This is a genomic window from Acinetobacter sp. 2JN-4 (assembly GCF_003687745.1).
Classification (GTDB): domain Bacteria; phylum Pseudomonadota; class Gammaproteobacteria; order Pseudomonadales; family Moraxellaceae; genus Acinetobacter; species Acinetobacter halotolerans.
The window spans coordinates 445,590-459,103 of record NZ_RDNY01000002.1 but is presented as its reverse complement, the minus strand read 5'-3'; the positions used below and the strand labels follow the sequence as shown (position 1 = coordinate 459,103).

The 13,514-nt window shown below is 42.5% G+C and carries 15 protein-coding genes; 6 read left to right on the top strand and 9 right to left on the bottom strand.

The annotated features are described in order from the left end of the window. Positions 1-86 precede the first annotated feature (86 nt). On the top strand, positions 87-1,514 hold the full coding sequence (locus EAH57_RS05090) for a PLP-dependent aminotransferase family protein (RefSeq protein ID WP_121929099.1): 1,428 nt from the start codon (positions 87-89) through the stop codon (positions 1,512-1,514). Here EAH57_RS05090 and ahr read toward each other — a convergent pair. The 7 genes from ahr to EAH57_RS05055 form a co-directional block, all read right to left on the bottom strand. Further along, positions 1,511-2,536, bottom strand: a complete 1,026-nt coding sequence (gene ahr / locus EAH57_RS05085) for an NADPH-dependent aldehyde reductase Ahr (RefSeq protein ID WP_121929098.1) — start codon at positions 2,534-2,536, stop codon at positions 1,511-1,513. The two genes, EAH57_RS05090 and ahr, sit on opposite strands and share 4 nt — an antisense overlap. A 33-nt stretch (positions 2,537-2,569) precedes the next feature. After that, positions 2,570-3,124 (bottom strand): DNA-3-methyladenine glycosylase I, encoded by a 555-nt coding sequence (locus tag EAH57_RS05080; protein WP_121929097.1) that lies wholly within the window; start codon positions 3,122-3,124, stop codon positions 2,570-2,572. Between the two features lie 251 nt (positions 3,125-3,375). Further along, entirely contained in the window at positions 3,376-3,621 is a 246-nt protein-coding gene (locus tag EAH57_RS05075) for a hypothetical protein (RefSeq protein WP_121929096.1), read from the bottom strand. A 9-nt stretch (positions 3,622-3,630) separates the two neighbouring features. Then, entirely contained in the window at positions 3,631-4,128 is a 498-nt protein-coding gene (locus EAH57_RS05070) for a M23 family metallopeptidase (protein ID WP_171407386.1), read from the bottom strand. A gap of 70 nt (positions 4,129-4,198) precedes the next feature. Continuing rightward, positions 4,199-5,248, bottom strand: coding sequence for an A/G-specific adenine glycosylase (gene mutY / locus EAH57_RS05065; RefSeq protein WP_121929094.1), 1,050 nt, complete (start codon positions 5,246-5,248; stop codon positions 4,199-4,201). Between the two features lie 355 nt (positions 5,249-5,603). Continuing rightward, positions 5,604-6,341 (bottom strand): dienelactone hydrolase family protein, encoded by a 738-nt coding sequence (locus EAH57_RS05060; protein ID WP_121929093.1) that lies wholly within the window; start codon positions 6,339-6,341, stop codon positions 5,604-5,606. Between the two features lie 173 nt (positions 6,342-6,514). Beyond that, positions 6,515-6,673, bottom strand: coding sequence for a DUF1328 domain-containing protein (locus tag EAH57_RS05055; protein WP_004656956.1), 159 nt, complete (start codon positions 6,671-6,673; stop codon positions 6,515-6,517). A 187-nt stretch (positions 6,674-6,860) separates the two neighbouring features. On the opposite strand from EAH57_RS05055, the gene EAH57_RS05050 reads away from it, so the two are divergent. The 5 genes from EAH57_RS05050 (at position 6,861) to yddG (ending at position 12,061) form a co-directional block, all read left to right on the top strand. After that, a complete protein-coding gene (locus tag EAH57_RS05050) occupies positions 6,861-7,313 on the top strand; it encodes a YcgN family cysteine cluster protein (protein ID WP_121929092.1) in 453 nt (150 codons plus the stop codon). A gap of 105 nt (positions 7,314-7,418) precedes the next feature. Beyond that, positions 7,419-8,582 carry a PQQ-dependent sugar dehydrogenase gene (locus EAH57_RS05045; protein ID WP_121929138.1) on the top strand — a complete coding sequence of 388 codons (1,164 nt, stop codon included), beginning with the start codon at positions 7,419-7,421 and terminating at the stop codon, positions 8,580-8,582. Positions 8,583-8,607: 25 nt separating this feature from the next. Beyond that, complete coding sequence (gene ampC, locus EAH57_RS05040) at positions 8,608-9,795, top strand: class C beta-lactamase (RefSeq protein ID WP_121929091.1); 1,188 nt, start codon at positions 8,608-8,610, stop codon at positions 9,793-9,795. Between the two features lie 83 nt (positions 9,796-9,878). Further along, positions 9,879-11,159 (top strand): replication-associated recombination protein A, encoded by a 1,281-nt coding sequence (locus EAH57_RS05035; RefSeq protein WP_004673602.1) that lies wholly within the window; start codon positions 9,879-9,881, stop codon positions 11,157-11,159. Continuing rightward, positions 11,159-12,061: an aromatic amino acid DMT transporter YddG gene (gene yddG, locus EAH57_RS05030; RefSeq protein ID WP_121929090.1), complete on the top strand. Its 903-nt coding sequence runs from the start codon at positions 11,159-11,161 to the stop codon at positions 12,059-12,061. The genes EAH57_RS05035 and yddG overlap by 1 nt, the downstream gene beginning before the upstream one ends. Before the next feature lie 78 nt (positions 12,062-12,139). Here the strand turns inward: yddG and purC are convergent, their stop codons facing one another. Together purC and EAH57_RS05020 are read right to left on the bottom strand one after the other, a co-directional pair. Next, positions 12,140-12,859 (bottom strand): phosphoribosylaminoimidazolesuccinocarboxamide synthase, encoded by a 720-nt coding sequence (gene purC / locus EAH57_RS05025; RefSeq protein WP_005194140.1) that lies wholly within the window; start codon positions 12,857-12,859, stop codon positions 12,140-12,142. 37 nt (positions 12,860-12,896) lie between these two features. Then, positions 12,897-13,499 (bottom strand): lipoprotein-34 precursor (NlpB), encoded by a 603-nt coding sequence (locus EAH57_RS05020; RefSeq protein WP_121929137.1) that lies wholly within the window; start codon positions 13,497-13,499, stop codon positions 12,897-12,899. Positions 13,500-13,514: the final 15 nt, after the last annotated feature.

Below are 13,514 nucleotides of genomic sequence, written 5' to 3'. Positions count from 1 at the left end.
TATCCTCCTGTAGTTGATTTTTATAGCTTAATGGTGTTGTATGAACCAATACAGATACAGAAATTTTTAAAAAAGCAGTACAGAAGATGACTTTTCAATATCAACGCCTTGCAGAACAGCTTGCACACAAAATTTATCAGCATGAATTACAGCCGCAACATAAGTTGAGTTCTTTAAGGGAATTTGCCCGTCAACAAAAAGTGAGTTTAAGTACGGCACAACAATGCTATGAACTGTTGGAAGCAAGAGGGTTAATTTATGTGAAAGCAAAATCTGGCTATTTTGTGAGTTCAAGACAATATCAAAGTCCCATTCCAGATAGCCCTCAATTTGAATCCATGGCTCGGCAAGTTTCCAATTTGGATTTGCAGAATCAAATTCAGACTGCCTCAATTCAAAGTCATTTAACTCCATTAGGTGCGATTCAACTTTCTCCGCATTTGATTCCTGTCGATGGTTTGCGCCGTTCTTTGCAACGAGCATTGAAGCATTGTCAGCCTGAAGATTTTTTGTATTGCAATAAACAGGGACATGAGCAATTACGTCAGGCACTCTCTGACCACTGGCGTGAGGATGGGGTGTACATCGCAGCCGACGATATTTTTATTAGCAATGGTTGTTTGCCTGCGATTTCTTTACTGATTCAACAGATGAGCAAAGAAGGCGATAGCATCATGATTCCAACGCCGACTTTTAATGGTCAGTTGCAGTTGCTTGCAGGATTGAAACGCAAAATTATTGAAATTCCTGCGGATCATCGTGGTATTGACTTAGAGCGCTTAGAATTCTTTATGCAGCAGGGTAGTGCCAAGCTATGTTTGTTGACCGCCAATTTTCAAAATCCATTGGGCTATTGTTTAAGCAATCAACAGAAACAGCGGATTGCTGAGCTGGCTGAGCAGTATCAATGTTTTATTTTGGAAGATGATATTTATGCAGAATGTAGCTATCAAAAAGAACGTCCATTACCGATTCGCCACTGGGATCGAAAAGGCTACGTGATTTTGTGTGGTTCGGTGTCGAAATCTCTATCCAGTGCCTACCGTGTCGGCTGGTTTTGCTTGGGGCAACAACTAGAGCATCTACGCCCTCAATTTTTGGCGAATAATATTGGGGTGAATACACCTTTACAGCTCGGGTTGGCAGATTTTATTTATAGTCGTGCTTATCGCGAGCATTTAGATCAGTTGAGACCTAAGCTGATGCAGCAGGTGGAACAATATCGTGCCTGTATTCTAGAGACCTTTCAGGGTATCCCGATTGCATTAAGCCAATCCCTCGGTGGTTATGCTTTGTGGATGCAGTTGCCAACCACGATTACAGGCTTGGAGCTGTACTATTTGGCGCAAAGCAAAGGGATTAATATTGTACCTGGAGAGGTATTTGGTGAAGATCAGCGTTATCAACATTATCTACGCTTAAATGCAGGACATGCCTTTACAGAAGAAATCCGCCAAGCGATTCAACAGTTGGCGGATTGGGTCAGACAGAGTTTGGAACCAGCTTTGAGTTAGTCGAAGTCAGCTTTGAGCACGACGCGGTAACGTGCTTGGCCTGAATGAAGTCGCTCAATGGCGTCATTGAGTTGAGACATTGGGAATAACTCAATTTGCGGTGCAATCTGTTTACGTGCTGCGAACTGTAGTAGTTGACGCAGTGCCAAAGGAGAACCTGTTGGCGAACCAGTGACGGATTTTGCACCATCAATCAGCGAACCGACCGATACAGGTACAGGTTCTAAAGTTAGACCGAGGAAATGTAAACTACCATTGGGTGCAAGGGTGGTCAAATAAGCTTGCCAATTCAGCGTCACATTTACTGTGCTAAGCAATAAATCAAATTTACCACGTTGGGCTTTGATCGCTTGCGCATCACGGCTATTCACCACATGGTCTGCGCCCATGGCTTTGAGTTCTTCGGTTTTCTCAGGATTGGAACTGAATGCAGTAATTTCACAACCCCACGCTTTGAGTAATTTAATCGCGATATGACCTAAGCCACCGATACCAATCACCCCAACATGATGTGTCGCTTGAATCTTATGCTTAAGTAAAGGATCAAAAACCGTAATCCCACCGCAAAGCAATGGTCCTGCACTCTCAGGATCTAAATCGTCAGGAAGAGGAATCACCCATTGCCAACCTGCACGGACTTTCTCGGCAAATCCACCAGCATGCCCGACGATGGTCGCCACGTTTTCACCTGTACATAGCACTTGATTGCCGCCGATACAAGGATCGCAGGCTTGGCAGCTTTCAGCGGTCCAGCCAATGCCGACACGTTGACCGATTTTGAGTCCTTTGGCTTCTGAGCCAAGTGCAACAATGCTGCCAATAATTTCATGCCCCGCAACAGCAGGATAGCTTGTTGAGCGCCAATCATTATTAATCACAGACAGGTCAGAATGGCACAGACCACAGTATTCCACTTTGACTTCAACTTGATGCGCTTGTAATTCACCTGCATCAAATTGGTAAGGAACCAGTTGTTCTCCTGCTTGCATTGCAGCATAAGCACGAATGAGGTTATTGCTCATAGCAACTCCTATTGAAGGAAAATTTGAAAGAAACTATTTAAAATGGCAGTCATTTTCGTGGTCATTGACCATACCCACAGCTTGCATAAAGGCATAGCAGGTGGTTGGTCCAACAAACTTAAAACCACGTTTTTTCAGTGTTTTGGAAAGTGTTTGACTGATCTCAGTTTGTGCAGGGGCTTCGCGATAATTTACGACATCATTCTCTAAGATTTGCTGATTAACAAAGCTCCATAGCCATGATGCCATATCATCAACTTCATCTTTGAGTTTGAGCCAAGCAATGGCATTGTCTCGGATGGCTTTGAGTTTGCCCAAATGACGAATCAAACCTGCATCACCAAGTTTGTCTTCAAGTTGATCATCTGTCAGTGCAGCGATTTCTTTAATCGGAAATTGGAAGAAATGTGAGCGATAGTTTTCACGTTTTTTCAGTACGGTAATCCATGATAAGCCTGCTTGTTGTCCTTCGAGACAGAGCATCTCAAATAAGCGGGCTTCATCATGCTCAGCTTTGCCCCATTCTTCATCATGGTAAGCGATATAGAGTGGATCGTTAGAGCACCAACCACAGCGTTGAGGGGACATGAAACCACTCCTTATTTTTTATGAAATTCATTTTTGATGGGTTTTTTTAAGAATCTTTGTGATGTCTTGTTGCGTCATTATTGGATTCTATCATCCGCCCACATGATCTTGCACTTTAGTTGAAATATATTTTAATTTTGTTTAGGCATAATCTAAAAAGTAGTCAAAGCTTCGCAAGTTTTTTAGGGTGAGATGTAGCATCCATGCCATCTCTATAATCGTTGTTCGCTGCTCGGTTTTAATCGATTTAATTAAACTTTAAATACCAGCCATTCATCAGCATGTGTATCCCAATAATACAATTCAGCGCTGTCTAAATCCGCAAATTTAAGCCAAAAGTCTTTGCCTGTTTTATCTGCAAAGCCTGTACTAATCAATAATGCATCTTCAGTGATTTCCATGATCCAGCCTTGATAACTGGTTCCATTGATGATGATTTTTTGCTGATTTCCAGACTCTGCAAATTCAACCAGCCGTTCGATTAATACTTCTGACATTGCGTGTTCCTAACGTAAATAAGGGTATGGATTGACTGCACCACGTCCTTTGCCATTTAAATAAATGCCATAGTGCAAATGTGGGGCAGTGTGACGTGCATTGCCCGTGTTGCCGACATAACCAATGAAGTCACCTTTACGGACATAATCGCCAACATTGAGACCACGTTTATGCCCATTTAAATGTGCGTAATAATGCCATGAGCCTGCTGGTCCACGGATCCAAATGACTTTGCCACCTAAATTATTGTTGCGTAAATCAGCGACTAGCCCATCGGTTGCACTATACACTTTCGTACCACGCTCTGCCATGATATCAATGCCTTCATGGCGACGACCTTGACTACGCGCAGCACCCCAAGTATCTCGTAATTCACTACGACTTACTCCTTTGACAGGGATGGGCAAGCGACTGTCTAAACGCATTGTTTGAAGTTTGTTCAGTTGCGCATCGGGCAATGGTGTCGGTTTTTTGGGGGCGGTGCTACACGCTGAAAGAAACACCATGAATATACCAAGAAGCGTATAGCGGATTGGATGATGCACATCAACTCCTTGTCATTGGACAGATCATCATTTACTTAATGTCTTCTGCCTTTGGTTTCGCAGTAATCAATTTTTTCATGGCTGTGGGAACGCCTTTGGCAATAGCAGCGGCAGGGTTTAACCAGATGCCACCGAGTTCGATACTGAGTTGTTCCTTTTGATCATGTTCCACGTGGAACAGTTTTTCATGTAATAGCCAAGTAAAATGAGTGAAACTATGGCTTATCTGTACAGATGATACTTGAGCTTGAAGTTTGAAGTGTCGCTCAATCTGTTGTAATTCGGTTGCTTGCTCAATGATTGGTAAGCAATATAAGCCACCCCATAAACCGTGGGATTCACGTTGTTGCCATAACCATTCATCACCTGATTGGATCAGCAGCACATCAGCCGTTTTGACAGGGACAGGCTTTTTGGCTTTTTTGAAAGGAAGCTGTTGTTCCAAGCCTTGTTGATAGGCTTGGCAATGTTGTTGCATTGGGCAGTATAAACACAACGGTTTCTTCGGTGTACAAACGGTTGCACCCAAATCCATAATCGCTTGGGTATAGTCATGATTACGCTCGTGGGGACATAGTTGCTCGGCAATGTTCCATAAAGCACGCTCATGCAGTGGCTTAGACAAATCATCTTCGATTGCAAAGAACCGTGCTAAAACGCGTTTCACATTGCCATCCATAATTACGCCATATTGGCGTAATCCGAGTGACATCAGTGCACCTGCGGTAGACGGTCCGATGCCAGGGAGTTCGATCCACTGTTCTAATGTTTCGGGGAATTTACCTTGTTGGCTGACGATCGTTGCGGCTTTGTGCAAGTTCCGCGCACGGGCGTAATAACCTAATCCTGCCCAGTACGGAGCAACATCATCCCAACTGGCTTGACCAAGGGTTTCTACGGTCGGGAAGCGCTCAATAAAGCGATCGAAATATTGCAGAACGGTTTTGACTTGAGTCTGTTGCAGCATGATTTCTGATACCCACACTTTGTAGGGATCATCCGCAACTTGCCAAGGTAAATCATGGCGACCGTGTTGATCGTACCAAGTCAGCAGTGCATCGGAAAATGAGAAATCAGGCATGAATCAGAACAGTAAAAAGCAGAAGAGTAGTATAGCGGAAATAGAACGACGTTCTAATTTAAATTCTCTTAAACATTTGCTGATATAAGCCGAAACAATTACTTGTGGGTAGGCGGCATGTAACTTTTTCATCAGCCTGCGGCTCGCCTTACTAAAAGTAAGCAAAAATCCTTTGTTGAACTGACATTACATCCTGAGCAATTTTAAAGCAACGCTTTGAAAGCAACGCAAGGCAGCCCAACAGGCGACATCTATGCCGCCTTTGCACGAGCAACTGTTATCGAGGGTTTAGATATCAAGATGATGTTAACTAGGATTTAAGTTTTGAAAAATCATCTAGCCAATTATTTACCGATTATTTTAAATGTTTATCCAGCAACTCATACATCGCTTCAAGACCTTGACGCTCTGCTTCAGCGTTATAGCCCAAGTCAACATTGTTGGCTTTGGCACGTTCATCAGCGAGTGGATTACTGAAACCATGTTTAGCATCTTCAAAGATGATCACCTCATGATCCACGTGAGCATTGTGCATTTCCTGACGGAAACTTGCTAAGTCATCTAAAGTCACCATGCTATCGAGTTCACCATGGAGCACTAAGATCTCAGCTTTAACTTGATCTTTCTGTGCTGGCGCTTTAGGACTTAGTACCGCATGGAAGGTTGCGACTGCTTTTACATCTGCACCCGAACGCGCTAAATCAAGCACAACCTTACCGCCATAACAGAAACCAATAGCCGCCAGTTTCTCAGCATTAACCTCAGGTTGAGCTGCTAATATCGCTAAACCCGCTTGCGCACGACTGACAATGGTATCGGCATGTTCAAAAGTCTGATTCATCCATTCAGATGCTTGAGGAACAACAGTTGTGACTTTTTTATCACCATACATATCGATCGCTAAAGCCGCGTAACCATGCTCAGCAAGCTCACGGGCACGTTGCTCAGTATATTCATTACGGCCCCACCATTCAGGTGCAACAATGACACCCGCAATAGGCGTATCAATCTCTGGGGCTGCAAAATAACCAATCAAACGTTGACCATCGGCTGCAGTGTATTCAATTTCACGTGTGGTAATCGGAAAGCTCATTTTAAAATCCTAATCTGTATTTTTAGAATGTTTCGATTAAAGCATAAAATCGGAAAATTGAAGACCTCACGAAAGTACAAATTTTGAGATCTTGCGTGCTGAACCGAAAAATGAAGTATAAAAAAAGAAGAATACTGAGATTCTTCTTTTTATTATTCATTGCTACTTAATATCTAGACTTTACCTCTAGATAAGAAACCAACGATTGCCAAAATAACAGCAACGACTAGTAAAATAACTGCAAAATCTTTTGATAAGCCCGCGACACCACCAAAACCTAATAAACTGGCGATCAGTGCGATTACTGCAAAAATAATGGCCCAACGGAACATAATGTGTTTCCTCCTAATTTATCGTTATGTTTCCACTATAGCGTGTGTTTTTTGAGCTAAATGTGGTGTTTCTGTGGTTGATATGTTGAATAGATTAAGAAATGTTAATCGGATAATCTGTTTGAAAACCAAGTTAATGATGGATGAATGCTATAATAAAAAACTCACTTAAACTGAAAGTCTTGGTATGTCCATCGAACTTCGTCCAAATTTTTGGAAACAATACACACTTGATCAGCTCACGCATGCTGAGTGGGAAGCATTGTGCGATGGCTGTGGTTTATGTTGTTTGATTAAGCTTGAAGATGAGGAAACGGCTGAGGTCGCTTATACCAAAGTGGCGTGCAAGTTATTGGACTGTACAACAGCCAGTTGTTCTGATTATGCACAGCGTCAGCAGCATGTTCCAGACTGTATTCAGCTCACGCTTGAACAATTACAGACGATCACATGGTTGCCACCAAGTTGTGCTTATCGCCGTTTAAGCGAAGGGAAAAACCTACCCTCATGGCATTATCTCAATACAGGTTCACGTCAAAGTGTGATTCAGGCCAAGAAATCAGCAGCAGGACGATGTATTTCAGAAAGTGATGTCGATGAAGAACAGATCGAAGATTATATTGTTCGTTGGGTGCGTTGATCTGAATTGCAAATGGATTCTTTATAAATAAAAACAACACTTTTACAGCAGTTTTATTCGTCAATCCCCGTACTATTAGAACAAATAAGAGGGAGAGATAAAATGATGATGAAGCGAATCGCAACCCCACTTTTATGTGGTGGTTTTATATTTTTACAAGCCTGTGGTGCAAATAATACCAACTCTAAAACGCCAGAGCCGAATGCTACACAGCAGAGCGCAAAAACAGCAACTCAACAAGCATATCATGTAGAAACCATTGCTCAATTCAATGAACCATGGGCGATGACCACCTTACCTGACCAACGCATATTGCTTACTGAACGCAAAGGGAAATTAAAAATATTTGACCCGAAAAGTAAGCAAAGTCTTGATGTGCAAGGTGTTCCGACGGTGAGTTATGGCGGTCAGGGTGGTTTAGGCGATGTTGTTTTACATCCGAAATTTCAACAAAACCATTGGATCTATTTGAGTTACGCGACCAAAGGGCAAGGCGGTTATGGCGCTGTGATTTCACGAGCGAAACTCGATTTATCAAATCCAGAACAACCGAAACTTACGGATGTAAAAACAATATGGCAACAAGTGCCTAAAGTCTCAGGACAGGGACATTATGGTCATCGCATGCTATTTGGTTCTGATGGCAAGTTGTGGGTCAGTTCAGGAGAACGACAAAAATTTGATCCAGCGCAGGATATGAAAAGTAATCTGGGGAAAGTTTTACGGTTAAATGATGATGGAACAGCAGTGGCAGATAATCCATTTAGCCAACAAGGTGGCGTAACTGCGGAAATATGGTCCCTTGGACACCGTAACCCACTCGGCATGGCATTTGATGTAAAACAACAGCTCTGGGTGGTCGAAATGGGACCTAAAGGTGGCGATGAGCTGAACTTAATTGTCAAAGGTGGAAATTATGGTTATCCAATCGTCTCTAATGGTGATCACTATTCAGGTTTGAAGATTCCAGATCATCAGACTCGTCCAGAATTTAAAGCACCTGAAATTGATTGGACACCTGTTATTTCACCTTCAAGTATGATCATTTATACAGGCAAAGAGTTTCCTTTATGGCAGCAAAAGGCCTTAATCGGTGGTTTGTCCTCTAAAGCCATTGTGGTGGTGGATTTAAATACTCGACCTGTAAAAGAAGTTCAGCGGCTGGATATGGAACAACGAATTCGGGGCTTGCACCAAGCTCAGGATGGCTCGATTTGGGTGATCGAAGATGGTCCGCAAGCCAAATTACTCAAACTCAATGCCAATTAAATTTTAACTTAAAGTGAAGTAATCAATGTTAAAGTCAAAACCTTGCTCTCTATCTGCAAAAAAAGTTCTTGTACTCACAGGACTCTTATCATGCAGTTTACCTCTTTGGGCGCAACAGTTGAGTGAGCAACAGGTTAGGGAAATTGTGGATCAGCAATTTAAACCGCTGTTGGAACAATATAAAATTCCGGGTATGGCCGTTGCAGTAACCTTGGGCGGTCAACATTATTTCATCAACTATGGTCTGGCTTCAAAGCAAAGTAAACAAGCTGTTAGCAACGATACTTTATTTGAATTGGGTTCCGTCAGTAAAACCTTTAATGCAACCTTAGCGGGTTATGCACAGGCACAAGGGCGATTATCTTTCTCTGATCATCCTGCTAAGTATTTTCCTGAATTAAAAAATACCGCTGTCAACCGCGCCACCATCCTCAACCTTGGCACTTACAGTGCTGGTGACTTCCCACTCCAGTTTCCAGATTCGGTCGTGAAACAGCAGGATATGTTGAAGTATTACCAAACATGGCAGCTGAAAAGCCAAGTAGGGACGACACGACAATATTCCAATCCGAGTATTGGTTTGATGGGCTATGTTACGGCTTTAGCGATGAAAAAACCGTATGCAGAATTGGTTGAGAAAACGCTTTTTCCTCAATTGGGAATGACACAAAGTTTTATCAATGTGCCAGAACAACACATGCCGCAGTATGCATGGGGATATAAGGCCTATAAGGCTATACGTGTGTCTGCGGGCATGCTGGATGCTGAAGCCTATGGCGTGAAAAGTAGTAGTGCTGACATGTTGAAATTTTTGGATGCACAGATCAATGTTCAACAGCTGAAACAGCCACTACGTAAAGCGATTGAAAATACCCATGTTGGTTATTTTAAAGTCGGTGCTATGACTCAAGGTTTAGGTTGGGAACAGTATGCTTATCCTGTCAAATTAGAGACTTTATTGGACGGGAATTCCAGCAAAATGGCATTGGAAAGCCATCCTGCCACGCCGATCAAACAGCCGAAGATTGCTTCACAGGCAACGTTCTTTAATAAAACAGGTGCGACCAATGGTTTTGGTGCATACGCTGCGTTTATTCCGCAACAAAAAATTGGGATTGTGATGCTCGCCAATACCAATTTTCCAAATGATGAACGCATTAAAGCGAGCTATCGAAGCATCGAACAGCTCATTCAACTGCAACAAGCTCGATAGAATGATCAGTTGGTTGCAGATTCAAATTGTAGATTTGAGTCAGACACAATAGACTACTGTAAAAGACCATAAAGCCATTGATAATGTCCGATACGCATATTCCTCTACCTGAACGTTTACGTCCTCGTGACTTGTCCGAAATTATTGGACAAGATCATTTGCTCGGTGAAAATGCACCGTTACGTCAAATGATTGATCAGGGGCATCTACCTTCGATTATCTTCTGGGGGCCACCCGGCGTGGGGAAAACCACGATCGCATTATTATTGGCGCAAGCGGTAGATCGTCCTTTTATCAGCTTATCTGCGCTCAATACAGGCGTGAAAGAGCTACGTGAAGTGATTGCGGAAAGTGGTGATCTACTCAACTTGACACCTGTGGTCTTTATTGATGAGATTCATCGTTTCAATAAATCGCAACAAGATGCCTTACTCAATGCTGTTGAGAAAGGCAAGATTACCTTAATTGGTGCAACCACTGAAAACCCCTCTTTTGAGGTCAACAGTGCACTTTTATCACGCTGTCAGGTCTATACCCTCAATAGTCTGGATGCGGATGCGATTCAAACACTGCTGAACAAAGCCATTCAAAGCGATCAATTTTTAAAAGAACGTTTTATTCAAATTGAAGAATACGATGCGCTGACTCAATTTGCTGCAGGAGATGCTCGTAAGGCATTGAATCTGATTGATTTAATTGCCAGCACATTTGAGGCTGATATCGAAAATATCGTCACTGACGCCATTGTGATTAAAGTAGCGCAGCAAAATATTGCGCGTTATGACAAATCGGGTGAGCAGCATTATGATGTGGTTTCGGCATTTATTAAGTCTATTCGCGGCAGTGATCCAGATGCAACATTGTATTGGATGGCACGCATGCTCAAAGGCGGCGAAGATCCTGTTTTTATCGCGCGTCGTATGTTGATTGCGGCTTCAGAAGATATTGGTAACTCCAACCCGAATGCATTATTACTGGCAGGTGAATGCTTCCGTTCAGTACAAGCAGTGGGCATGCCTGAGGCGCGTATTATTTTAGGACAGACTGCCGTTTATTTAGCCACCAGCCCGAAAAGTAATAGCACCTATTTAGCGATTAATCGTGCTTTAGAGCTGGCTGAAAAGACTGCAAATCTACCAGTACCATTACATTTGCGTAATGCACCAACCAAGTTGATGAAACAACAGGGTTATGGTGTGGATTATCATTATCCGCATGACTTCCCAGAACATTTTGTGTTGCAGGAATACTTACCGCCAGAGTTGAAAGGTACAAAGTTGTATGAATCAGCGCGAAATAAACGTGAGGTTGAGGCCGAACGTTTACAACAACGTCGTTGGCAGCAAGAACAGCAGCAACAGTAATGAACCCCAAAAAAGCCACACTCATTGGATTGCTCGCGATCTTCTTATGGAGCTTGATCGTTGCTTTGATCAAGGATGTTAGTAGTCATTTTGGCGCAGTGGGTGGTGCGGCACTGATCTATACGCTCGCTTCAATCTTTCTATTTTTCTCGGTTGGTTGGAGCAGCCTCAGAACATTCCCTAGAACATATTTAATTTGGGGTAGTGTTTTATTTGTGGCCTACGAAATTTGCCTATCGCTTTCGATTGGTTATAGCAACAATAATCGAGAAGCGATTGAAGTTGGAATGGTAAATTATCTATGGCCTACGTTTACTATGGTGGCCGCCATTTTGTTTAATCAACAAAAAGCCAATTTTTTGATCATTCCTGGCTTTATCATCTCATTATTGGGGATTTGTTGGGTTTTAGGCGGTGAGCAAGGCTTTGATTTAATTGGCATGTGGCAGAACATTCAAAACAATCCACTTAGTTATGGGTTAGCATTTATTGGAACGCTTTTGTGGGCAGCCTATTGCACGCTGACTGCAAGAATTGCCAATGGCAGTAATGGCATCACCCTATTTTTTATTCTGGTTGCGATTGTGCTCTGGATTAAATATCTACTCATGGGGGGAGGTGCATTCCAGTTTGAATGGCAAGCTTCAATTATTTTGCTGATTGCAGCCGCAGCTATGGGCTTTGGTTATGCGGCATGGAATATTGGCATTTTGCATGGCAATGTCACGTTGTTGGCTGGGGCTTCTTATTTTATTCCAGTATTTTCTGCATTTTTTGCTGCTATTTTATTAAATACCCCATTGGGCTTATCTTTTTGGTATGGGGCATTTATGGTGTGTTTGGGTTCGATCTTATGTTGGATGTCGACAAGGGCACAACATTCGCATGCTGAAGATGTATAAATAAAACCTAATCCTGATATGTTCTCATAACCATAAAAAAACCAGCCGAAGCTGGTTTTTTTGACATTTCAGAGTGGCTTAAAGATCATCTAAATTAATGCCTAAACGCGTCGCCACTTCTTCATATGCTTCAACCACACCACCTAAACCTTGGCGGAAACGGTCTTTATCTAATTTTTTCTTGGTATCTTTATCCCACAAACGGCAACCATCTGGAGAGAATTCATCGCCAAGTACGATACGGTCATGGAATACACCAAACTCAAGTTTGAAATCAACCAGAATCATATTACCCGCATCAAATAATGCTTTAAGCACATCATTGACTTGGTAAGTGAGTTCTTTCATTTTTTCAAGTTGGTCAGCAGTCGCCCAACCTAAAGCAATCGCTTGAGATTCGTTGACCATTGGATCGCCAAGCGCATCATCTTTAAAGAACAATTCAAAAGTCGGTGGTGTTAACACTTTGCCTTCTTCAACGCCTAAACGACGGCACAATGAACCAGCAGCATAGTTACGAATCACGCACTCAACAGGGATCATCTCAAGTTTTTTCACCAGTACTTCTGTTGGGGAAAGTAACTTCTCAAAATGTGTTTCGATACCTGCTTCAGCCAATTTTTCCATGATGAAGGCGTTAAAACGGTTGTTGACCTTGCCTTTACGATCTAATTGCTCGATTTTTTCGCCATTGAACGCAGAAGCATCATCGCGAAAGACTAAAATCAGGTGGTCGGCATTGTCTGTTTCATATACAGATTTTGCTTTACCAGTATAGAGCAAGGTTTGTTTTAACATGGGGGAACCTTTTTGAAAAAATATGCCTAATAAACGACTAGGCTGGCCAATTTTGGTAAATCTGGGTTAACACTTCTGTTGCAATGGCTTGCTCTGCAAAGGTTGTGTCAAGTTTGAAGAGGGCAACGGTATTGTTTGAGCCTACTGCAGAAAGCTTCAATAAATAGCTTTGTTCATTGACTTGAATCGTGGCTTCATAACCATTGTTTGATTGTGAAATCACTTTGTAGTTCAAGCTATTTAACGTTGCAAAGGTATATTGCCACGCTGCAGCGGTTGGGCCTTCCACTTTCAGTAATGGGTTTCTATTTCCATCCATCACTAACTGAGGACGACCAAGCGCGGTCATACTCTCTTCGATATTACTCGTTTGTATTTGGATACCATCTGGACGAGGAAGTGCATAACGGTTGCCAGTTTTGTTTTCAAACGTTGGTGCATGTTCGATCGCCAATGGATCAACTGTTGGAGCAGGATACAAAGGTGTAAATGGTCTAACCGTTGCGCCCTCAGGGAATTTAAGTGGTTCAAGTGCTTCTGCCTTCTTATAATCCAAAGAATGATTATTGAGGGCGAAACGGCCACAACCAGCTAAACTTAACGCTGAAATGACTAGGACAACACCAACACGTAATTGCATCATAAATTGCTCGTA

Excerpts from the sequence above, each read along its gene's own strand:
- EAH57_RS05075 (WP_121929096.1), bottom strand. The coding sequence starts at position 3,621 with ATGTCAGAAGTATTAATCGAACGGCTGGTTGAATTTGCAGAGTCTGGA.
- ahr (WP_121929098.1), bottom strand. The coding sequence starts at position 2,536 with ATGAGCAATAACCTCATTCGTGCTTATGCTGCAATGCAAGCAGGAGAA.
- EAH57_RS05090 (WP_121929099.1), top strand. The coding sequence starts at position 87 with ATGACTTTTCAATATCAACGCCTTGCAGAACAGCTTGCACACAAAATT.
- EAH57_RS05080 (WP_121929097.1), bottom strand. The coding sequence starts at position 3,124 with ATGTCCCCTCAACGCTGTGGTTGGTGCTCTAACGATCCACTCTATATC.
- EAH57_RS05020 (WP_121929137.1), bottom strand. The coding sequence starts at position 13,499 with ATGCAATTACGTGTTGGTGTTGTCCTAGTCATTTCAGCGTTAAGTTTA.
- EAH57_RS05050 (WP_121929092.1), top strand. The coding sequence starts at position 6,861 with ATGTCCATCGAACTTCGTCCAAATTTTTGGAAACAATACACACTTGAT.
- EAH57_RS05070 (WP_171407386.1), bottom strand. The coding sequence starts at position 4,128 with ATGGTGTTTCTTTCAGCGTGTAGCACCGCCCCCAAAAAACCGACACCA.
- EAH57_RS05045 (WP_121929138.1), top strand. The coding sequence starts at position 7,419 with ATGATGAAGCGAATCGCAACCCCACTTTTATGTGGTGGTTTTATATTT.
- EAH57_RS05035 (WP_004673602.1), top strand. The coding sequence starts at position 9,879 with ATGTCCGATACGCATATTCCTCTACCTGAACGTTTACGTCCTCGTGAC.
- mutY (WP_121929094.1), bottom strand. The coding sequence starts at position 5,248 with ATGCCTGATTTCTCATTTTCCGATGCACTGCTGACTTGGTACGATCAA.
- ampC (WP_121929091.1), top strand. The coding sequence starts at position 8,608 with ATGTTAAAGTCAAAACCTTGCTCTCTATCTGCAAAAAAAGTTCTTGTA.
- purC (WP_005194140.1), bottom strand. The coding sequence starts at position 12,859 with ATGTTAAAACAAACCTTGCTCTATACTGGTAAAGCAAAATCTGTATAT.
- EAH57_RS05055 (WP_004656956.1), bottom strand. The coding sequence starts at position 6,673 with ATGTTCCGTTGGGCCATTATTTTTGCAGTAATCGCACTGATCGCCAGT.
- EAH57_RS05060 (WP_121929093.1), bottom strand. The coding sequence starts at position 6,341 with ATGAGCTTTCCGATTACCACACGTGAAATTGAATACACTGCAGCCGAT.
- yddG (WP_121929090.1), top strand. The coding sequence starts at position 11,159 with ATGAACCCCAAAAAAGCCACACTCATTGGATTGCTCGCGATCTTCTTA.